Below are 20,907 nucleotides of genomic sequence, written 5' to 3' on the forward strand. Positions count from 1 at the left end.
TGATACATGCTGCCCAAGACCCTGGCCCTGGTCGACGATGATCGGGAGTACTCGGATGGCCTGACGCGCTACCTGCGCGAACAGGGCATCGTCGTCAGCACTTTCGCCGACAGCAACGACCTGCTCGCGCACGCCGATCCCTACATGTATGACTTCTACGTCACCGACCTGATGCTGCCAGGCGTAGACGGCACGGACTTGATCAAGATCATCCGGCAGCGCACCAACGCTGGCGTGCTGGTTGTTTCGGGCCGGCTCGCCGCGGACACCTTCAAGCAGGTCGTCACGGCCGGGGCTGACATGTACCTGTCCAAGCCGGTTCAGTTCGAGCAAATCGTGCTGGCCATCGAGGCCGTGTGCAGGCGATCGGTCGCGATGGATCCCGCGCAAAACGTGTGGCGCCTGGATCGCCGGGTCAGCCAGTTGATTGCGCCGGACGGCGCCCGCGTTGACCTGAGCGACGCGGACTGCATCCTGATCGAGTGCTTTGTCGAAGCACAGGGCAAGGTGGTGCCACGCGACACCCTGCTGCTGCAGCTGGGCCGAGCAGGCGACGCAGAAGGCTTCGGGAGCTTGAATGCCACCGTCTTCAGGCTGCGCCGCCGCATTGAGCGCGCCACCCCGGCGACCGTGCCGCTGCAAACCAAGTCCGGTGTCGGCTACGCCTTTCGCGCGCTGCTCAAGGCGATCTGAACATCCCGGGTCTGCCGGTTTGCGAAGGCCTGGGACGCGGGGCGCGCCGTGCGCTGGCGGCCTTCGTCTGCCTACGCGCCGTTTCCGGTCTGGTCGACGAGCAACCTCAGGGTCGTGCCTGCGTCTCCCGTGCTCAAGATTTCGACGCTGCCTCCATGCATCGACATCACCTGCCGGACGATGTAGAGCCCGAGCCCATGGCCGGCATTGGCATTGCGCCCGCGGGCGCCGCGGGCGAACAGCCCGGGCAGCTGTTCTGGATGAATCCCGGCGCCCGAGTCGCACACGTCAATCACCAGCGCCAGAGGTTCATCGGAGTCGGCAATGCGGATTTGCACCGGCGTGCCGGGGGGGCTGAACTTCAAGGCGTTGGAAACCACATTGCGCAGGGCCAGTCGCATGAGACTCATGTCCATGAGCGCCGTTCGCGTCGTGGTGTCCCGCTGAACAAGGATGCGGCTGCGCTCGGCCTCGTGCATGTCGGCGACGACAACCGCGATCAAGGTGTCGATGTCCGTGTCATCGCACTGGATGGGTTCGGGCCGCGCCAGCAGCGACGCGACGGCCAAGGTGTTGTCGATGCATGTGAGCACCTGCCCCAGCACGGCTTGCGCCCGCACCAGCTGGTCCGAGACGAAAAGGTCACCCATGACGCTGAGCGCGCCTTTCGCGCTCTGCAAGGCAGCAGAGGCGTTGTTCAATGGCTGCCTGACCTCGTGTGCGAGAACGTCCAGCATCTCGGTGCGCTCACGCAGCAGTGCGTCGAGTTCAGCGGCATGCGCTTCGACCTGCCCACGCAGTTGCTCTTCCCGACGCAAGGCCGCCTGGGTCTCCTTCAACTGGGTGACTTCGGTGACCTGCACGAGAAATCCCCGCACCTCGTCGCCGACAAGGTCGGGGATGTACTCCGCCAGGCTGTGGCGTTGGACGCCACCCGGCCCGGGCACGATCCGCTCGAACACCTGGCGCTCGCCCGCCAATGCTGCTTGTATGTGGGGCTCATTCATGGCGAACAGCTTCGGTCCCAGCAGGTCGCGTATGGACGTGCCGAGCAAGCGGTCCGGACTCACACCGAACCACCTCTCGTAGGCACGATTCGAGAACCGACAACGCAGGTCTCGATCCCAGTAAGCCAGCATCGACGGCACCCGGTCGACAAGCAGCCGCATGTGGTAGTTCGCATCTGCGGAGAAGTCGTCGCTCATGTCAACCTTTCGAATGGCCGGGGGCCTGTCCATCGTGATGCGCGCACCAGTCAACTCGCCTTGGCGTGAACATTCACCCCCCGGCACTTGTCGCCACACCCAAACGCTTGGCCAGTCGCGCCAGGTTCGCCCGGTCAAGTCCCAGAGCACGCGCAGCCGCTGCCGGCCTGCCGCCGTGCGAGGTCAGCGTGGTCTGGAGCAGGCGACGCTGGAACTCGTCGACCGCGTCTCGCCAATTGGCGACAGGGGAGATTTCGGTTCCTGGCCCGGTAGATGAAGCCTGCGCCGCCACTGGCTCGAATGCCGCGATGGGCAAATCCAGGTCTTCCGCTGCGACGCCCAGGATGCGCGGCCTGTTCGGCTGGCGACTGAGCGCGCGCAGTGCGGCTCGCGCGATCACGTGTTCGAGTTCGCGCACGTTGCCGGGCCAGCCATATGCGAGCAAGGCGGCCTGGGCGTCTGCCTCCAGGCGCAGCGAACCCAGGCCGAGGCGGCTGCGGTTTTCTTCGAGGCAGAAGCCGGCCAGCAGCAGCACGTCTCGTCCACGCTCGCGCAGTGGCGGCACCTGCAGCGGGAAGACGCTGAGGCGGTGGTAGAAGTCGGCACGCATGCGGCCGGCCTTGACTTCGTCGGCCAGCTTGCGGTTGCTGGCGGCGACGAGGCGCACGTCCACGCGGTGCGGCCGGTCCGAGCCCAGGCGCTGCAGCTCGCCGCTTTGCAGCACGCGCAGCAGCTTGGCCTGCACCAACAGCGGCAGCTCGGCCACTTCGTCGAGGAACAGCGTGCTGCCGTGCGCCAGTTCGAACTTGCCGCGCCTGTCGCCATGCGCGCCGGTGAAAGCGCCGCGCACGTGGCCGAAGAGTTCGCTTTCGACCAGCGTGTCCGGCAGTGCTGCGCAGTTCACGCTGACCATGGGCTGGGCCGCACGCGCCGAGCGCTCGTGCAGCGCCTGCGCCACCAGCTCCTTTCCAACGCCGGTTTCGCCGTGGATCAGCACCGGCAGTTCGCTGGCCGCAACGAGTTCGATCTCCTGCAGCAGCGCCTTGAACGGCTTGCTCTGGCCCAGCAGGCGGCGCGGCACGCGGGCCGCCACAGCCGCCTCGCGGTAACCCTCGGCACGCCGCCGTTCCTGCTCGGCGCGCACCGCCAGCGCCTCCATGCGGCGGATCACCGAAACCGTGGCCGCGGCCAGTTCGGCAAAGGCCTGCAGCGCGGACAACTCAATGCCATCGAAGCGGCCGACGCTGAGCGCGTCCACCGTCAGCATGCCCCAAAGCTGGCCGTCGAGCTTGACGGCGCAGCCGGCGCAGTCGTGCACCGGCAGTGGCCCGGTCTGGTGTTCGACCAGGCCGTCGTACGGGTCCGGCAGCTCGCAGTCGGCATCGAAGCGCAGCGGGCCGGGCGCGTTCAGCAAGGCCTGCAGCCGCGGGTGCTCGGCGGGCAGGAACTGGCGGCCCAGCGTGTCGGCGCTCAGGCCTTCGACCGCCAGCGCCTGCAGGCGTTCGCCTTCCAGCCGCAGCAGCGCAATCGCGTCGCAAGGGATCAGCTGCCGCAAGCCGTGCAGCAGGCGCCGGTAGCGCTCGCCTTCGGGCAGCTCGCGCGCGAGGTCGGCCACCAGCGGCACCAGCGCGTCCATCGTCGTTGGCGTGGTCATGTTGACTCCATGCTGTCGAAACGACTCCTTCGTCACCGAGTCATTCTGACAGCAACATGCGCCAAGTGCCTGATTTTCCTGGTCAGGCATTGTGGAACGGCGCTTGCGGATGCCGCCCACTCATCACCGCCAGGGACCCAACACCATGCTCACCGAAGCCCAACGCCAGATCGTCACCGCCACCGTTCCGCTGCTGGAAACCGGCGGGGAAGCACTGACCACGCATTTCTACAAGATCCTGCTGGCCGAACACCCGGAGGTGCGGCCGCTGTTCAACCAGGCCCACCAGGCCAGCGGCACGCAGCCGCGCGCGCTGGCCAACGGCGTGCTGATGTACGCCAAGCACATCGACCGGCTGGAAGCGCTGGGCGGGCTGGCGGCGCAGATCGTCAACAAGCACGTGGCGCTGCAGATCCAGCCCGAGCACTACGGCCCGGTGGGCGCCTGCCTGCTGCGCGCCATCCGCGAAGTGCTGGGCGCGGAGATCGCAACGGACGAAGTCATCGCGGCCTGGGGCGCGGCTTACGGCCAGTTGGCCGACATCCTGATCGCTGCCGAGCGTGCACGCTACGACGCTGCCGCTGCGGAACCCGGCGGCTGGCGTGGCGGCCGGCTCTTCCGTGTGAGCGACAAGCGGCGCGAGAGCGACGAGATCACCTCGTTCCACTTAGAGCCGGCAGACGGCGGCGCCATCGTCGCCTTCGAACCAGGCCAGTACATCGGGCTGCAGCTGTTCGTGGAAGGCGAAGAAATCCGCCGCACCTATTCGCTCTCGGCCGCGCCGAACGGGCGCGACTACCGCATCAGCGTCAAGCGCGAGCCGAATGGCAAGGCCTCGAACTTCCTGCACGACCAGCTGCAGGTGGGCGACACACTGACGCTGTTCCCGCCCTCGGGCCAGTTCACGTTGAAGCCGGGCGACAGGCCTGTGGTGCTGATCAGCGGCGGTGTCGGCATCACGCCCACGCTGGCGATGCTGGACGCTGCGCTGGCGCAGGACCGGGCCGTGCACTTCATCCACTGCGCCCGCCATGCCGGTGTGCACGCCTTTGGCGACACGGTGGACACGCTGGCCGCGCAGCACCCGCGGTTGCAGCGCTTCTACTGCTACGACGAGACGCTGCCCGGCGCGCGGCTGCCACATGCGGTCGGCCGCCTGGACACCCAGCGCCTGGCCGACTGGCTGCCGGCCGGCACCCGCGACGTGGACGCCTATTTCCTCGGCCCCAAGCCCTTCATGCGCGAGGTGCGGCGCTCGCTGCTGGCGCTCGGCGTGCCGGAAGACCAGATCCACCACGAGTTCTTCGGGCCGGCCGAAGCGATCTGACGAAACCCGGCGGCGCCAGGCGCGCCGTCGGCAGGTTAGGCTGGCGCCTTTGCCACTCTCGCGCCAGCCCATGCCCATCGAACTCGACAAGCCTGTCCGTGAGCAGGCCATTGCCTCGATCCAGCGCTACTTCGAGCAGCACATGGACGACAAGATCGGCAACATTGCCGCGGGCGCGCTGCTCGGCTTTTTCCTCGAGGAGATCGGCCCGACGATCTACAACAAGGGCGTGGCAGACGCCCAGGCCGCGATTCAGGCCCGCGTCGCCGAAATCGACATCGAGGTCCACCAGGACGAGTTCGGCTACTGGCAGAAGTACGAGCGCCCTGCCAAGCGGCGCTGAGGCGCAGCCGGGCAAGGTGAAGCATTGCGGCCGCAGAGGCGGCGGCATGCAGGCTCAGGCGACGACTTCGACGCCGCGGTCGCGTGCGCGATCTGACCGCGAGCGGCGGTTGGCGTGCACAAGCGGCAGGTTCTTCGCGCGCTGCAACACCGTCTTCGCTTCGCTCAGCGCCATCAACGGCGCGGCGACCGCATGGTGCTGCTCTTCCCAGGCGCTGCGGCGCGTCAAGGCGTACAGCGTGTCCCACAGGCCGACGATGGCAAGGACAAACGCACCCATCGCGGTCAAATACAAAGCGGTCACAGGCATCTCCAAGGTGTTGGTTGGACGGGTTGCACGCGCAGCGGCGCGCACCCGATTCGGCATCAAGTCGCCCCAGCTACATCGGGCATCCGCACCGAAACCTTGAGCCAAACATCGCACGCACCGAGTGCCGCCACAATGGCCCGCTTCATTGCTCACGCTGAATTCGCCATGTCTGGTTTTCACCGTTCCCCGGGCGCCCGGCCGGCCGCCACGCGCCTGGCCGGCACCGCCGCGCTGGCCGCCGCCCTGGCCTGCGCCGTTGCCACCCCGCTCGCCTTTGCCTCGCCCGCCGCGCAATATCCGGCCACAGCCAAGCGGCCGGTCAGCGACACCTTCCATGGCGTCAGCGTCAGCGAAGACCACCGCTGGCTGGAAAACGGCGCCAGCGCCGAGGTCACCGCCTGGGCCCTGGCCCAGCAGCGCCTGACCCGCAGCGTGCTGGACGGCCTGCCCCAGCGCGCCTCGCTGGCCAAGGAACTCGCACAGATGATTGGCGGCAACAAGGCCATGCGCCACGGCTTCGAGCTGACCGCAGGCCAGGTTTTTGCCCTGAAGCGCCAGCCACCTAAGAACCAGGACCTGCTGGTCGTGATGAATGCCAGCGCCGAAACCGCCAGCGAGCGCGTGCTGCTGGACCCGAACCTACTCGACAAGAGCGGCAAGACCACCATCGACTGGTTCAAGGCCTCGCCGGACGGCAGGCTGGTGGCCGTGTCCCTGTCCCGCAACGGCAGCGAGGATGGCGCCCTGCACATCTATCGCACCGACAACGGCAAGGCCCTGCCTGACCTGGTGCCCCGCGTCCAGTTCGCCACCGCCGGCGGCAGCGTGGCCTGGACGCCGGACGCCAAGGGCCTCTACTACACCCGCTACCCGCAAGGCCAGGAGCGGCCGCCGGCAGACGCCAACTTCTACCAGCAGGTCTATTTCCACCGCCTGGGCACGCCCGCGCAGCGCGACGAATACGTGCTGGGTCGCGACTTCCCCCGCATTGCCGAGACCGTGCTGGCCAGCAGCGACGACGGCCACCACCTGCTGGCCGACGTCTCCAATGGCGATGGCGGCGAGCACGCCTTCTGGCTGCGCAGCCGCGGCGAGAACGGCAGCGAAGGTGCCTGGCGCCTGCTGGCCGGCTTCGAGGACGGACTGCGCGCGGCGCAGTTCGGCCGGGACGGCAAGCTCTACGGGCTGGCCTTGAAGGGCTCGCCGCGCGGGCGCATCGTCGCCATGTCGCTGGCCGATCCGGCTGCCGACCTGCGCAGCGCCACCACCGTGGTCCCCGAGAGCGAAGCCGTGATCGAGGCCTTTGCCGCCAGCGCTACGCGCCTGACCGTCGAGGCCCTGCTCGGCGGCCCCACGGAACTGCGCCGCTACACGCTGGCCGGTGAGCCCCTGGGCACGCTGCCAGCGCCCGCGGCGTCCACCAACCTGATCGGCCTTCGACTGAAGGGCGATGAACTGCTGATCGGCAGCCAGAGCTTCACCCGCGCCTTCAGCTGGCTGCGCCTGGACAGCGCCGCGGCCGAGCCCAAGCCGCAGCCCACCGACCTGGCCGAACCGCCCGCGTTTGCCCAGGACGGTGGCCTGCCCGGCGTGGAGGCCGTGCGCGAATGGGCCGTCTCGAAGGACGGTACCAAGGTGCCCATGACCATCGTGCGGCGCATCGGCACGCCGCTGGACGGCAAGCAACCGGTGCTGCTCACCGGCTACGGCGGTTTCGGCATCTCGGAACAGCCGCGCTTCAAGCGCGACGTGGCGCTGTGGCTGCGGCACGGCGGCGTCTACGTGCAGGCCAACCTGCGGGGCGGCGGCGAGTTCGGCGAAACCTGGCACCAGGGCGGCATGCTCACGCGCAAGCAGAACGTGTTCGACGACATGATCGGCGCCGCCGAGGCCCTGATCAAGCTGGGCTACACCACGCCCGAGCGCCTGGCGATCCAGGGCGGCAGCAATGGCGGCCTGCTGATGGGCGCGGTCACCACCCAGCGGCCAGAGCTGTTCCGTGCCGTGGTTTCGCAGGTGGGCCTGTACGACATGATGCGGGTGGAGAACACCTCCAACGGCGCCTTCAACGTGACCGAGTTCGGCAGCGTGAAGGACCCGGCCCAATTCAAGGCGATGCTCGCCTACTCGCCGCTGCACCAGGTCAAGGATGGCACCCGCTACCCGGCCATGCTGTTCACCACCGGCCTGCACGACGGCCGGGTGGAGCCCTGGATGTCGTTCAAGATGACCGCGCGCATGCAGGCCGCCAACCCCGGCTCGCTGGCCGAGGGCCGGCCGGTGCTGCTGCGCGTGGAGGCCGATGGCGGGCACGGCATCGGCACCTCGCTGGCGGCCGGCGTGGCCGAACAGGCCGACATCTTCGCCTTCCTGTTCAGCCAGCTGGGCATGAACTGACAGCCCGCAGGCAGCGCCGTGGCGCCAGTGGGCAGCGACACACCGTTGGCCGCTTCGTAAAATCACGGCCATGTCGCTGCCCATCCTCAACATCTCCACCTACCGTTTTGTCGCCCTCGATGGCCTGGAAGCGTTGCGCGACCACCTGCATGCCGAGGCCCAGGCCCGCGACCTGAAAGGCACGGTGCTGCTGGCCGAGGAAGGCATCAACCTGTTCCTGGCCGGGTCGGCGGAAGCGGTGAACGGCTGGCTGGCCGTGCTGCGGGCCGACCCACGGTTTGCCGACCTGCCGGCCAAGGAAAGCTGGAGCGAGGCCCAGCCTTTCGAGCGCCTGAAGGTCAAGGTCAAGCGCGAGATCATCCGCATGAACATGCCCACCGTGCGTCCGCAGGGCGGCCGCGCGCCGGCCGTCTCGCCGGCCACTGTGGCACGCTGGCTGGCCGAAGGCCATGACGACGCCGGCCGCGAGGTCGTGATGCTGGACACCCGCAATAGCTTCGAGGTGGACGCTGGCGCGTTCGACAAGGCCATCGACTGGCGGCTGGAGAAGTTCAGCGACTTCCCCGCCGCGCTGGCCGCGCACCGCGAAGCCTTGCAGGACAAGACCATCGTCAGCTACTGCACCGGCGGCATCCGCTGCGAAAAAGCCGCGCTGGTGATGCAGGACCTGGGCCTGGCCCACAGCTACCAGCTCGAAGGCGGCATCCTCAAGTACTTCGAAGAAACCGATGGTGCGCCACACTGGCATGGCGGCTGTTTCGTGTTCGACGAGCGCGAGGTGCTGGACCCGACGTTGCAGGCCACGCCCGTCGGGCGGCGGCCAACCAAGGCTTCGGCGACATGAAAATGGTGCTCTGGCGCATGTTCGGCATCTTGCTGATGCTGACAGCGCTGTCGCTGCCCTTGATGCAGGCGCCGGACCGGGCTGTCGAAACCCTGGTCGCCCATTGGGCCCTGCCGCCATCCGAATTCATCGAGGTCAAGGGCCAGCTCGTGCACCTGCGCGACGAAGGCCCACGCGACGACCCCGCCCCGCTGCTGCTCATCCACGGCACCGGCGACAGCCTGCACACATGGGAAGGCTGGACACAGGCGCTCAAGGGCCAACGCCGGGTGATCCGCTTCGACCTGCCCGGCTTCGGCCTCACGGGTCCGTTCACCGGCCAGTACGCGCCTGACGACTACCGCGACGCCACGCTGGCCAGGTTCACGCTGGACCTGATGGACCAGCTGAAGCTGCAGCAGGTGGTGATCGCCGGCAATTCGCTGGGCGGCGAGGTCGCCTGGCGCGTGGCCGCCGCCGCGCCGCAGCGGGTCGAAAAGCTGATCCTGGTCGACTCCGCCGGCTACGACTTCAGGTCCCAGGCGGTGCCCATCGGCTTCCTGCTGGCCCAGGTGCCGGTGCTGAACAAGCTGGGCGAATACCTGCTGCCCCGCGCCGCCGTCGAAGCCAGCCTGCGCGCTGTCTATGCCCACCAGGACCGCGTGACACCCGAACTCGTCGAGCGCTTCTATGAACTGACGCTGCGCGAAGGCAACCGCCGCGCACTGGGCCTGAGCATGCGCCAGCTCGACCGCGGGGCAGGCGCCGCCCAGATCGCCACCCTGCGCCTGCCCACGCTGATCCTCTGGGGCCAGCAGGACAAGCTGATTCCCCCGGACAGCGCCCAGCGCTTCGCGCACGACATCCCGGGCAGCCAGCTGGTGATGCTGGACGGGCTGGGGCACGTGCCGCAGGAAGAAGACCCGGCGGCGAGCGTGGCACCGGTGAAGGGGTTTCTGGGGCTGAAGTGAAAGCTGGGCGCCTTTCCGTCTCTTTTCCTGCCCTACTTGCACCAGTTCTCGACCCGCACGCCTTTCACGCGCCCAAAGTCCTTGACGTTGTTGGTGACGACGATGGCGCCCATCGCGCGTGCATGTGCCGCAATCATCAGGTCGGCCGCGCCAAGCTGGGCGCCTCGCTTCTTCAAGTCCTGCCGGATCTCCGCATAGTGGGGCGCTGCGGCCTGCGGCCAATCGAGCACAGCCAGGTGCCGCGCAAGGCTGTCCAGCACGGCCTGATTCTGCTTTCGCTTGGCGGCCGCCGAGGCTTGCACGCCATAGGTCAACTCGGCGAACGTCACCGCCGACATCACCTGCTGCCGCAGCGGCACCGCCTGGACCCTCACGGCCAGTGCAGGCATCTCGCCCCGCATGAGAAAGATGCAGGTGTCGGTGTCCAGCATGTAGACCGGAAGCGTCAAAACGATCGCTCCTGAACCGGCATGCGTTCATCGGTGGCCATGAAGTCTGGCGAAGCCTTGAGTCCCAAGGCAAAGAAGCCGGACCAATCGCTGGGCCTCGGTGTCAGGATGACACTCTCGCCCTCGCGCCGGATGAACACCTCTTGCACCGACTCTGGAAACCGGAAGTCCAGCGGCATCGTGACCGTCTGCGAACGATTGTTCCAGCCAACGCGGGCGGTGGGGCGGGGATCGGGAGTTTGACGTTGTGCCATGTATCAAAGCATATGGCTTTCAACGCCAGGTGGCAAGGCATGTATTGAGGGGAGTGAGCGTTTCCGGTTCTGGCCGTCCACTCGCTCGTTCACCACGCCGGTGGTTGCGCACGGGCGGCCGGCCAAGCCGCGCCCCTTCAGGATGCGCCGGCTGGCAGCAGCGGTGCCACGAAACTGATGGCCACGTCAAGGTTCTTCGCGGCCAGCATCCGCATGTCATCCGAGATCGGCACCGGTAGCTGCTCGGTTTGCACCGCCATCCAGAACCGGCGGGCCGCCTTCGCCGCCATCGCCCACACCTGCGGCTTGGCACCCACCGTGCCGACCTTTGGCTCTATGGGCACCAGGTCAGGATCAATGCCTGCACCGATTGGCGCATAGCGCATCGGCAGGATGTCGTAGGCCGGCGCGATCCCTATGTATTCGCCGCGCTCATCGATCAGCAAAGAGATGTTCTCGAAGTGGCGATCCGTGTTGCCAATGAGCTCACTGAATGCGGCCATCACGTCCACCTGGAGCACGTCCTTTGACGACAGGTACCTGACCTGCTCGCACCGGGCTGCAAATTCCGACCACGTGTCGCGCTTGCCGAAGAACTCATCGTCCACAGCGCCCGCCGACAGCATGCCGACGCGCCCCGTTTCACCGATGCGGTCAAAGCGACGAATCTCCAGGAAGACGAAGTCGCCCGAGCTCACCAAGGATGTCTTGGACGACGGGATGCCCACCTCCGCAAGCGAGCGCAGCGCCAGGTGTTCGAGTGGCAGCAGATCCGCCATGCGAGTCCCGAGCTTTGCAAACTTGACGATGAGGTGTTCGACATCCTCCAGCGTCGCGAGAAACTTTGGCTGCTCCCCTCCCGCGCTGGAACCCAGGGCATGGCCCTTGAGTGCCATGGCAACGGCCTCGTAGTGCTCGGCCTTGTCCCCGCCAAGCCTTGCATGGGCCTTGCGGAGATTCATCTCCCGCTCCACTGCGGCGTCACCAAACACCAGGTTCCCCACCTGGTTCACGGCGCGGGTGAAGAGGTACGCCAGTTTGTGCTCGTCGTCCCAGTCCTTCAGGCTCTCAGGAAACTGGGCGGTCGCCGAAGCCGCCTGGGCTTGGACGCGGCCCAAAAAGCCGGACGGCGCAGCAAATGAGATGTAGGGCGGCAGCCCTTCGTACAGCCGCGCAGCCGTGCCCATGCGCTCCAGCGTCGCACCACCGGACAGGAATTCGAGCTCGGCGAACGGCTCGAAGGAGCCAGTGCTGAGGATCTTGTAGATCCGCTGCCTCGGGTTGAGACCCAGTGGCAACTGCCGGAGCAAGCCGTACTGCGGGGTTCGAACGCCCTTGATTCGAAACGATGTGACTTCGCGCGACATCTCACGAATAGTTCGAGAAAGCGTTGGTTGGCTCACACCCAACGCCTCCAAAAGTTCAGCCGCAGACTTCGCGCCACCCTTGAGTGCTCGCCTGATGCTTTGCTCAAGCTCACCGCCAGCCGGAACGCCAAGTGTCGCCATTTGGATTGTTCATGAATAGTTCAGAGAATTTTATCAGAAATCCCTTTTCAAGGCGGTGCGGCGCCAGACAGTCCCCAAGAAGCCCCCGATCCCCCCACCATTTCCGGGCACCACAGCAGGGCGGTCTTTCTTACGATCGGTGAAGCTTTCCATCAGCTCGCCGAACATGACCGTGACCACCTTGCCGCGCCCCGTGACCGAGACCTCTGCCCCTGAGGCGGCAGGCGCCGTGCCTGCCGTGCCGGCTTTCCAGGCGGCCTGCGTGCCGCAATTGGTGCGGGCGCAGAGCGGTGAAATGCCCATCAATGAGCTGCTGGACTTTGCCGGGCGTTGGCAGGAACAGAGGCTGATGGCCGAGGCAGCCGAGATCTACCGGCTGTGGATTGCCCACACCGACTCGCCCGTCAAGTACGTTGCCTGTTTCAACCACGGCACGGTGCTGGCGGCACAGAACCGGCTGCCGGAGGCGGAAGCCGCCTACCAGCTGGCGCTGACGCTGTCGCCGCATTTCCCGCAGGCAAAGCTGAACCTGGGCCATGCACTGGAGCGCCGGGGTGCGCATGAGGAAGCGCAGGCCCAGTGGCAAGGCGTGCTGGAAGACACTCAGGACGGCGGGGCCGACGCGCTGCCGTTGCGCCTGCACGCATTGAACAACCTGGCGCGCCTGAACGAGACGCTGCGCCGCTTCGACGTGGCCGAGCGCTACATGTGCGACAGCTTGTCGCTCAAGCCAGATCAGTTCGACGTGCTGCAGCACTATGTGCACATCCGCCAGAAGCAGTGTGAATGGCCGCTGTACAAGACCGTGGGCGAAGTGACGCAGAACCAGCTGCTGGTGGGCACCTCGGCGCTGGCCATGCTCAGCGCCAGCGACGACCCCGTGCTGCAGCTGATGGCCGCGCAACGCTTCGTGCACGAACGCCTGCCCGCGCCGCCGGCCAAGGCCATGCACATCGGCTTTCCGCCGCGCACCGGCAAGGTCAAGATCGGCTACCTCTCGGGCGACCTGCACATGCATGCCGTGGGCCTGCTGACGGCCGAACTGCTGGACCTGCACGACCACGAGCGCTTCGAGACCTTCGCCTTCAGCTGGAGCCGGGACGACGGCACCCCGCTGCGCGCGCGGCTGGTGAAGAGCTTCGACCACTACTACCGCATTGGCGGCGTGGACGACCACACTGCCGCCCGCATGATCGCCAGTTGCGGCATTGACGTGCTGGTGGACCTGCAGGGCCTGACCAATGGCGCGCGCGCCAACATCCTGGCCCAGCGCCCGGCGCCCATCCAGGTGAGCTACCTCGGTTTCCCGGGCACCTGCGCGCTGCCCGGCGTGGACTGGATCCTGGCCGACCGCTTCGTGATGCCCGAAGCGCTGCGGCCCTTCCACACCGAAAAGCCGATCTACCTGCCGAACTGCTACCAGGTGAGCGACCGCCAGCGCGAGATCGGCAAGATGCCGACGCGCGCGCAATACGAGCTGCCGGAAGACGCGTTTGTCTTCTGCTCGTTCAACAACAACTTCAAGTTCACCGAACCCGTGTTCGCAGCCTGGATGCACATCCTGCACGAGGTGCCGAACAGCGTGCTGTGGCTGCTGGCGGACAACGAATGGGCACGCGAGAACATGCTGCGCCAGGCCGACGCGGCCGGCGTGGCCCGCAAGCGGCTGATCTTCGCGCCGCGTGTGGCGCCGCCGGACTACCTGGCCCGCTTCCAGCTGGCCGACCTGATGCTGGACACCTTCCCGTACAACGCCGGCACCACCGCCAGCGACGCGCTGTGGATGGGCCTGCCCATCCTGACATGCTCGGGCCGCAGCTACATCTCGCGCATGGCCGGCAGCCTGCTGACCGCCGTGGGCCTGCCGGACCTGATCACCGAGTCCATCGCCGACTACGAGAAGCTGGCCATCCAGCTGGGCCGCAACCCCAAGCGCGTGGCTTCGTACAAGCGCTACCTGGCCGAACACGGCCGCAGCTCGGCCCTGTTCGACATGCCGCAGATCGTGCGGGACATCGAAGACGCATTCGAGACCATGGCGCTGGCACAGCGCGCACATGGCTGAAACGAGGGAATTGCCAGTGTCGGAAGCGATCACGCTCTCCATGGACGACGCCGTGCCGGCGATCGAGCTGCCGCCATCGGCAGCCTCGGCCGCGCCCGGCGCCAAGGCCGTCAGCCCGGACGACGACGCGCTGGTGCAAAGCCTGATCTGGATCACCTTCCACTACGGCAGGCCGCGCTCTGCTGCCTCGCTGCTGGCCGGCGTGGCGGTGGACGGCGCGCTGCGGCCCAACCAGGCGGTGCGCGTGATGCAGGAGGCGGACTACCACGCCAGCCTGATCGAACGCCCGCTGGACCAGATCAGCGCGCTGATGATGCCGGTCGTGGCGCTGCTGCGCGAAGGCGACACCTGCGTCATCACCAAGCGCCTGCCGGCCAAGGGTGGCAAGGGCGAATGCAGCTACGAGATCGTGCTGCCGGCGGCGGCGGGCGCGACCTGCATCGTCAGCGAAACCGAGCTGAAGAGCGAGTACCTGGGCCATGCCCTGGCTGTGGCACCGCGGGTGGAGCTTGGGCAGAACGAGCACAAGGTGCTGCAGTCCGGCAGCCACTGGCTGTGGGGCACGCTGCGGCGCTTCATGCCGTACTACCGCTCGGCGCTGATGGCCGCGCTGGTCAGCAACGTGATGATGCTGGTCACCGGCATGGTCACCTCGGTGGTGTTCGACAAGGTCATTCCCCACCAGGCATTCGTCACGCTGTGGACCCTGGCCAGCGGCGCCTTCCTGGCGCTGTGCATGGACTTGGCCGCACGCCAGCTGCGCAGCCATTTGATCGACCTGTCCGGCCGCAAGGCGGACATGATCATCGGCTCGCTGCTGTTCCGCCAGACCCTGGGCGTGCGCATGGAGCACAGGCCTGCGTCTTCAGGCGCGTTTGCGCACCACCTGGCGCAGATCGAAACCGTGCGCGACTTCTTCGCCTCGGCCACGCTGTCCACGCTGTCGGACCTGCCGTTCATCGCGATGTTCGTCGCCATGTGCTTCATCACCGGCGGCCCGCTGGGCTGGGTGCTGGCGATGGCCATTCCCATCATCCTGGGCGTGGTGATCGTGATCCAGGGCTCGCTGAAGAAATCCATGCAGGCCAACCTCGGCCACCAGGTGGACCTGCAGGGCGTGCTGGTCGAAGCGGTGGAAGGCCTGGAAGACCTGAAGAGCTGCGGCGCGCAAGGTCGCTTCCTGCAGCGCTACGAATCGGCCACCGCTCAGGCGGCGAACTCCTCGCTGCGTGCCCGCGCGCTGTCGAGCTGGTCGAACAACCTTTCTTCTGCCGCTCAGCAGGCCGTCACGCTGGTGATGCTGGTCTGGGGCGTCTACCTGATCAAGGACGGCACCATCACCGCCGGCGCGCTGATCGGCTCGGTGATGTTCGCCGGCCGCGCGGTGGCGCCGCTGGGCAGCGTGGTCGGCCTGGCCGTGCGCTACCAGGGCGCGCGTGCCGCGATGAAGTCGCTGGACCGGCTGATGCAGCTGCCGCTGGAACGCGACGAACAACGCGCCTATGTGGCCACGCCGAAGATCGAAGGCGGCATTGCGCTGAGCCAGGCCGGCTTCGCCTACCCGCCCACCGGCAAGGACGCGGCACCCATGGTGCTGCAGAACGTCAGCCTGAGCTTCAAGCCGGGTGACCGCGTGGCCATCCTCGGTCGCATCGGCTCGGGCAAGTCCACCATCCTGCGGCTGCTGGCTGGCCTCTACCAACCCAGCGAAGGCCGGGTGGACGTGGACGGCGTGGACCTGCGCCAGATCGACCCGGCCGACTTCCGCGCCCGCGTCGGCTTTGTCACGCAGGACCCGCGCCTGTTCGCCGGCACGCTGAAAGACAACGTGCTGCTGAACCGCACCGCGGCCGATGCGAGCCGCCTCAATGGCGTGGCCCAGCTCACCGGACTGGACCGCGTGATCGCCTCGCACCCGCTGGGCTGGGACATGCCGGTGGGCGAGCGCGGCGGCCTGCTCTCGGGCGGCCAACGCCAGTTGGTGGCACTGGCCCGCTCGCTGGTCACCTCACCGCAGATCCTGCTGATGGACGAACCCACCAGCTCGATGGACGCGCAAAGCGAAGTGCAATTCCTGCAGCGGCTGCAAGCCTCGGTCGGCAACCGCACGCTGATCATCGTCACCCATCGCCCGGCGGTGCTGGAAATGGTCAACCGGCTGATCGTGGTCGACGGCGGCCGGGTGCTGATGGACGGCCCCAAGGGCCAGGTCCTGGCAGCGCTGTCGGGCCAGCCGCCCGCCGCCCGCCCGCCAGCAGCGCAAGCGGCGCCCGGTGCCATGCCACCTGGCATGGCGGGTAGGGCACCGGCATGAGCCCCGCACGGCCGCCCGAAGGGGCGCATTCCCGCTTGGCGGGACAGGCCGACAGGCCTGAGGGTGCAGCATGTCGTTGAGCAAACGCAGCTGGCATGCGACAGACGAAGGCGGCGAAGGCCGCATCGACCCGACCGGGCTGGTGCACGCGGCCGACCTGCCGCTGCAGCCCGGCGCCAAGCCACCCAAGCCATCGCTCATGCAGCGCTGGCGCAAAACGAGCGAAGAGCGCGAGCAGCGCCGCCTGAAACCGGGCGACGTGCAGTTCCTCAGCAGCGTGCGCGAAGCGCAGGTGCTGGAATCTCGCACCGGCGCAGGCGCGGCCATCTGGCTGATGCTGGCCACCGTGGTCGCAGCCGGCACCTGGGCCAGCATGACCAAGGTCGAAGAGATCACCCGCACCGATGCACGAGTGGTGCCAGACGGCCGCGAGCAAGTCATTGCCAGCCTGGAAGGCGGCATCCTGCGAGAGCTGATGGTCAAGGAAGGCTCGGAAGTGAAGATCGGCCAGCCGCTGGCCAGGCTGGACCCGACACGCTTCGAGTCCCAGCAGAACGAAGGCGAGGTCAAGCAACTGGCCCTGCAGGCGACCATGGTGCGGCTGCGCGCCGAAGCCTCGGGCGCCAACTCGCTGAACTTCCCGCCCGAACTGGCGGCCAAGCCCAAGCTGGTCAGCATCGAGATCGAAGCCTTCAATGCGCGCAAGCAGCTGCTCAACGAGGCCGTGGCGTCGTACCAGCGCAGCATCGGCCTGGTGCAGAAGGAACTGAACATGGCCGAGAGCATGTCGGCCCGCGGGCTGATGTCCGAGGTCGAGGTGATGCGGCTGCGGCGCCAGATCGGCGAGATGCAGCAACAGTCCACCGAACGCCGCAGCCGCTTCCGCCAGGAGGCCAGCACCGAGATGCTGCGCGTGCAGTCGGACCTGGCGCAGATCGAGCAGCAGATGGTGGCACGCGAAGACATGGTCAGGCGCACCGTGATCGAGTCGCCGGTGGTCGGGCTGGTCAAGAACATCCGCAACAACACGCTGGGCGGTGTGGTCAACCCCGGCGCCGCGATCATGGAGATCGTGCCGCTGACCAGCCGCATGCTGGTCGAGGCCCGCATCAAGCCCAGCGAGATCGGCTTCGTCAAGGTGGGCCAGGTGGCCGAGATCAAGCTCAGCGCCTACGACTACAACCTCTACGGCGGCCTGCGCGGCACGGTGGACTCGATCAGCCCCGACGCACTGGGCGACGCCGAACGCAACAACGGCGGCCCCGACAACACCTACTTCCGCGCGCTGGTGCGGGTCGACCACTCGTCCCTGGAAGCCGGCGGCAAGGCCCTGCCCGTCCGCCCCGGCATGACCGCCACGGTCGAGATCAACACCGGCGAACGCACGGTGCTGGAGTTCGTGCTGCGACCCTTGCTCAAAGCACGCGAGGCGTTCAAGGAACGTTGAGCGGGTTCAGGAACCCTTCGACAGGCTCAGGGCGAACGGCCATGAAGCGCGGAGCAACTGCCCTTCCCCGTTCTGGCTGAGCCGTGCGCTACGCGCCAGCGGGAGTCTCCTCCTCCGGCAGATGAAACTCATGCCACATGCCGTTGAGGATGCCGAAGCCGACGGCCAGGCCGAGGCCGAGGATCCAGGTGAAGTACCACATGCTTGAAAAGTCCTTTCGATTTGTTGGATCGTGATGCCGGAGCGGCCAAGGAAACGCAGGGCCGCCCCAAGTTTCCTTGACCCCCTCGGGGGGCGGGTCGGGCACAGCCCGGCCCTGGGGGCCCTCAGTAGCGGTCCGGGTGGGTGGCCATCTCTTGGGTGGTCACGCGGCCGCGCATCACGCGCAGGGCCCAGCCGGTGTAGATCAGGATCAGCGGCAGGAAGACCACGGTGACGAAGAGCATCACGCCCAGCGTGCTCTCGGTGGACGAGGCATTCCACACGGTGAGGCTGGAACGCGGGTCGATGCTGGAAGGCAGGATGAACGGGAACATCGACACGCCGACCGTGGCGATGATGCCTGCGGCCGACAGCGACGAGCCGGAGAAGGCCAGCCCTTCGCTGCGCAGGCGAATGCCCAGCAGCGCCAGCAGCGCGCCGAGGAAACCGGCGGCGGGAGCGAGCATCGTCAGCGGCGCTGCCGCATAGTTCGCCAGCCAGGCGCCTGCGGTGTGCACAGCCTCCGAGCGCAGCGGGTTGGACGGGCCGAAGTGGTCGGCCGGCGCGGTCAGCTTGTAGCCCAGGTCGCCATAGGCCACGAACAGGCCACCGGCCGCGAACAGCAGCAGGCTGGCCAGGCCGGCCACCGTGCCGAAACGGCGTGCGCGCACATGCACCGGACCGGGCTCGACCTTGATCGTCAGCCAGGCGCTGCCGTGCAGCACCAGCATCGCCACCGAAAGCAAACCGCACAGCAGCGAAAACGGCGTGAACAGCGCAAAGAAGCTGCCTTCGTAGAACGAACGCAAGTCCGAATCGAGCCGGAACGGCACGCCCAGCAGCACATTGCCCACCGCCACGCCAAAGACCAGCGCCGGCACCAGGCCACCGACGAACAGCGCCCAGTCCCAGCGGGTGCGCCAGGCGGTGTCTTCATGCTTGGAGCGGTACTTGAAGCCGACCGGCCGCAGGATCAGCGCGGCCAGCACCACGAACATCGCCAGGTAGAAGCCGGAGAAGCTCACTGCATAGACAAACGGCCAGGCCGCGAAGATCGCGCCGCCGCCCAGGATGAACCACACCTGATGGCCCTCCCAATGCGGGCCCACCGAGTTGATGACCATGCGGCGCTCGACGTCGGTCTTGCCGACAAAGGGCAGCAGCGCGCCGACGCCGAGGTCGTAGCCGTCGGTCAGCGCGAAGCCGATCAGCAGCACGCCCAGCAGCGCCCACCAGATGAAGCGCAGGGTTTCGTAGTCGAAGAAAGCCATGATGTTGTTGTCCTTCTTGTGGGCTCAGGCGGCAACGGGTGAACTGGCCGGCACCGGGCCGGGCGCGGGCTGCTGCTCGTCGTGATGGTCGTACGGGCCCTTGCGGATGGCCGAGAGCATCAGCCGGACCTCGATCACGGCCAGCGTGCCGTACAGCGAGGTGAAGCCGATGATGGTGATCCACAGCGAGGTGCGGCTCAGCGACGAAGCGGCCAGGAAGGTGGGCAGCACGCCATCAATCGCCCACGGTTGGCGGCCCATTTCGGCCACCACCCAGCCCAGCTCGGCTGCCAGCCAGGGCAGCGGAATGGCCAGCACGGCCAGCTTCCAGAACCATCGCGCCTGGCCATGCAGGCGCAGCGAGCACAGCACGAAGGCGGTGGCGAACAGCGCAATCATCGCGAAGCCGATGAAGGCCATGATGCGGAAGCTCCAGAACATCACCGGCACGCTGGGCACGGTGTCCCAGGCGGTGGCAGCGATCTGCTGCGGCGTGGCCTCGCGTGGGTCGGCCAGCGTGCGCTTGAGCAGCAGCGCGTAGCCCATGTCGTGCTTGTGCTGCTCGAAGGCGGCGCGAGCCTGCGTGTTCTTCGGGTCCAGCTTGAGCTTTTCGACCGCGTCGTAAGCCACCACGCCGGAGCTGATGCGCTCCTGGGCGCGCAGCACCAGCTCCGACATGCCGGTCACCTGGCCATGCAGGCTGCGCGTGGCGATCAGGCCCAGCACCCAGGGGATCTCGACCGCATAGCGCGTGGTCCTGGCCTCGGTGTCCGGCAGGCCGAACAGCGTGAGGCCGGCCGGTGCCTTCTCGGTGTGCCAGGCGGCCTCGATGGCGGCCAGCTTCATCTTCTGGTTGTCGGTCAGCACATAGCCGCTTTCGTCGCCCAGCACCACAACCGACAGCGACGAGGCCAGGCCGAAGGCGGCGGCCACCGTCATCGAGCGGCGCGCCACTTCGGGGAAGCGGCCACGCAGCAGGTAGAAGCAGGAGATGCCCAGCACGAAGACCGAGGCGATCACGTAGCCAGCGCTCACCGTGTGCACGAACTTGGCCTGCGCAATCGGGTTGAACAGCACCGCGACGAAGTCGGTCACCTCCATGCGCATCGTCTCGGGGTTGAACTCGGCGCCAATCGGGTTCTGCATCCAGCCGTTGGCGATCAGGATCCACAGCGCCGACAGGTTGGTGCCCAGCGCGACCAGGAAGGTCACGACCAGGTGGCCGAGCTTGGACAGCCGGTCCCAGCCGAAGAACATCACGCCGACGAAGGTGGCTTCGAGGAAAAACGCCATCAGCCCCTCGATGGCCAGCGGGGCACCGAAGATGTCGCCCACGTAGTGCGAGAAGTAGGACCAGTTGGTGCCGAACTGGAACTCCATCGTCAGCCCGGTGGCCACGCCGAGCACGAAGTTGATGCCGAAGAGCTTGGCCCAGAAGCGGGTGATGGTGCGCCAGATGGGCCTGTCGGTCATCACATAGATCGCCTCCATGATGACCAGCATGAAGGACAGCCCCAGCGTGAGCGGAACAAAGAGGAAGTGGTACAGCGCGGTGAGTGCGAACTGCAAGCGCGAAAGATCGATGACGCCTGAATCCATGACGGGTTCTCTTCTTTTGAGCGAACGAAATAGGAGGGTTAACCCCAGGGCGTACAGCGTATCCATCGTACTGGCGA

General features: G+C 67.1%; 19 protein-coding genes. 9 read left to right on the top strand and 10 right to left on the bottom strand.

Features of this window, described 5'->3' with window-relative positions; translation table 11 throughout:
- Positions 1-6: 6 nt before the first annotated feature.
- Positions 7-693, top strand: a complete 687-nt coding sequence (locus LRH25_RS11795; RefSeq protein WP_141288958.1) for a response regulator transcription factor — start codon at positions 7-9, stop codon at positions 691-693.
- 71 nt (positions 694-764) lie between these two features.
- On the opposite strand, the gene LRH25_RS11800 is transcribed toward LRH25_RS11795, so the two are convergent.
- Positions 765-1,898, bottom strand: coding sequence for a sensor histidine kinase (locus tag LRH25_RS11800; protein ID WP_170200945.1), 1,134 nt, complete (start codon positions 1,896-1,898; stop codon positions 765-767).
- A gap of 73 nt (positions 1,899-1,971) precedes the next feature.
- Positions 1,972-3,552: a nitric oxide reductase transcriptional regulator NorR gene (norR, locus tag LRH25_RS11805; RefSeq protein WP_231011205.1), complete on the bottom strand. Its 1,581-nt coding sequence runs from the start codon at positions 3,550-3,552 to the stop codon at positions 1,972-1,974.
- Positions 3,553-3,697: 145 nt separating this feature from the next.
- Between norR and hmpA the strand changes: the two genes are divergently transcribed.
- Together hmpA and LRH25_RS11815 are read left to right on the top strand one after the other, a co-directional pair.
- Positions 3,698-4,879, top strand: a complete 1,182-nt coding sequence (hmpA, locus tag LRH25_RS11810; protein ID WP_141291240.1) for an NO-inducible flavohemoprotein — start codon at positions 3,698-3,700, stop codon at positions 4,877-4,879.
- Between the two features lie 70 nt (positions 4,880-4,949).
- Entirely contained in the window at positions 4,950-5,222 is a 273-nt protein-coding gene (locus LRH25_RS11815; protein WP_141291238.1) for a DUF2164 domain-containing protein, read from the top strand.
- A gap of 54 nt (positions 5,223-5,276) precedes the next feature.
- Here LRH25_RS11815 and LRH25_RS11820 read toward each other — a convergent pair whose 3' ends face one another.
- Positions 5,277-5,525: a hypothetical protein gene (locus tag LRH25_RS11820; protein ID WP_141291236.1), complete on the bottom strand. Its 249-nt coding sequence runs from the start codon at positions 5,523-5,525 to the stop codon at positions 5,277-5,279.
- A 171-nt stretch (positions 5,526-5,696) separates the two neighbouring features.
- Between LRH25_RS11820 and LRH25_RS11825 the strand changes: the two genes are divergently transcribed.
- The 3 genes from LRH25_RS11825 (at position 5,697) to LRH25_RS11835 (ending at position 9,722) form a co-directional block, all read left to right on the top strand.
- A complete protein-coding gene (locus LRH25_RS11825) occupies positions 5,697-7,928 on the top strand; it encodes a prolyl oligopeptidase family serine peptidase (RefSeq protein ID WP_231011206.1) in 2,232 nt (743 codons plus the stop codon).
- Positions 7,929-7,998: 70 nt separating this feature from the next.
- Entirely contained in the window at positions 7,999-8,772 is a 774-nt protein-coding gene (locus LRH25_RS11830) for a sulfurtransferase (RefSeq protein WP_211361325.1), read from the top strand.
- On the top strand, positions 8,769-9,722 hold the full coding sequence (locus LRH25_RS11835; RefSeq protein WP_141286514.1) for an alpha/beta fold hydrolase: 954 nt from the start codon (positions 8,769-8,771) through the stop codon (positions 9,720-9,722). The genes LRH25_RS11830 and LRH25_RS11835 overlap by 4 nt, the downstream gene beginning before the upstream one ends.
- Before the next feature lie 32 nt (positions 9,723-9,754).
- Here LRH25_RS11835 and LRH25_RS11840 read toward each other — a convergent pair whose 3' ends face one another.
- From LRH25_RS11840 to LRH25_RS32770, 4 genes are all read right to left on the bottom strand, one after another.
- On the bottom strand, positions 9,755-10,153 hold the full coding sequence (locus LRH25_RS11840) for a type II toxin-antitoxin system VapC family toxin (protein ID WP_141286534.1): 399 nt from the start codon (positions 10,151-10,153) through the stop codon (positions 9,755-9,757).
- A 14-nt stretch (positions 10,154-10,167) separates the two neighbouring features.
- Complete coding sequence (locus LRH25_RS11845; protein ID WP_141286516.1) at positions 10,168-10,425, bottom strand: antitoxin; 258 nt, start codon at positions 10,423-10,425, stop codon at positions 10,168-10,170.
- A gap of 137 nt (positions 10,426-10,562) precedes the next feature.
- Positions 10,563-11,933: a HipA domain-containing protein gene (locus LRH25_RS11850; RefSeq protein WP_141286518.1), complete on the bottom strand. Its 1,371-nt coding sequence runs from the start codon at positions 11,931-11,933 to the stop codon at positions 10,563-10,565.
- A gap of 33 nt (positions 11,934-11,966) precedes the next feature.
- Entirely contained in the window at positions 11,967-12,101 is a 135-nt protein-coding gene (locus tag LRH25_RS32770) for a hypothetical protein (RefSeq protein WP_259373988.1), read from the bottom strand.
- Between the two features lie 25 nt (positions 12,102-12,126).
- On the opposite strand from LRH25_RS32770, the gene LRH25_RS33080 reads away from it, so the two are divergent.
- The 3 genes from LRH25_RS33080 to LRH25_RS11865 all read left to right on the top strand — a co-directional run bounded on the left by LRH25_RS33080 (position 12,127) and on the right by LRH25_RS11865 (position 17,759).
- A complete protein-coding gene (locus LRH25_RS33080) occupies positions 12,127-13,998 on the top strand; it encodes an O-linked N-acetylglucosamine transferase, SPINDLY family protein (protein ID WP_231011207.1) in 1,872 nt (623 codons plus the stop codon).
- Between the two features lie 16 nt (positions 13,999-14,014).
- A complete protein-coding gene (locus LRH25_RS11860) occupies positions 14,015-16,312 on the top strand; it encodes a type I secretion system permease/ATPase (protein WP_170200788.1) in 2,298 nt (765 codons plus the stop codon).
- Between the two features lie 70 nt (positions 16,313-16,382).
- Complete coding sequence (locus LRH25_RS11865; RefSeq protein WP_141286524.1) at positions 16,383-17,759, top strand: HlyD family type I secretion periplasmic adaptor subunit; 1,377 nt, start codon at positions 16,383-16,385, stop codon at positions 17,757-17,759.
- An 88-nt stretch (positions 17,760-17,847) separates the two neighbouring features.
- On the opposite strand, the gene cydX is transcribed toward LRH25_RS11865, so the two are convergent.
- The 3 genes from cydX to LRH25_RS11880 form a co-directional block, all read right to left on the bottom strand.
- Positions 17,848-17,961, bottom strand: a complete 114-nt coding sequence (gene cydX, locus LRH25_RS11870) for a cytochrome bd-I oxidase subunit CydX (RefSeq protein ID WP_141286526.1) — start codon at positions 17,959-17,961, stop codon at positions 17,848-17,850.
- A 124-nt stretch (positions 17,962-18,085) separates the two neighbouring features.
- Positions 18,086-19,231 carry a cytochrome d ubiquinol oxidase subunit II gene (cydB, locus tag LRH25_RS11875; protein ID WP_141286528.1) on the bottom strand — a complete coding sequence of 382 codons (1,146 nt, stop codon included), beginning with the start codon at positions 19,229-19,231 and terminating at the stop codon, positions 18,086-18,088.
- A 24-nt stretch (positions 19,232-19,255) separates the two neighbouring features.
- Positions 19,256-20,830 (bottom strand): cytochrome ubiquinol oxidase subunit I, encoded by a 1,575-nt coding sequence (locus LRH25_RS11880; protein ID WP_141286530.1) that lies wholly within the window; start codon positions 20,828-20,830, stop codon positions 19,256-19,258.
- Positions 20,831-20,907 lie beyond the last annotated feature (77 nt).

Origin of the sequence: Ideonella azotifigens (assembly GCF_021043325.1) — a bacterium.
Lineage (GTDB): Bacteria > Pseudomonadota > Gammaproteobacteria > Burkholderiales > Burkholderiaceae_C > Ideonella > Ideonella azotifigens.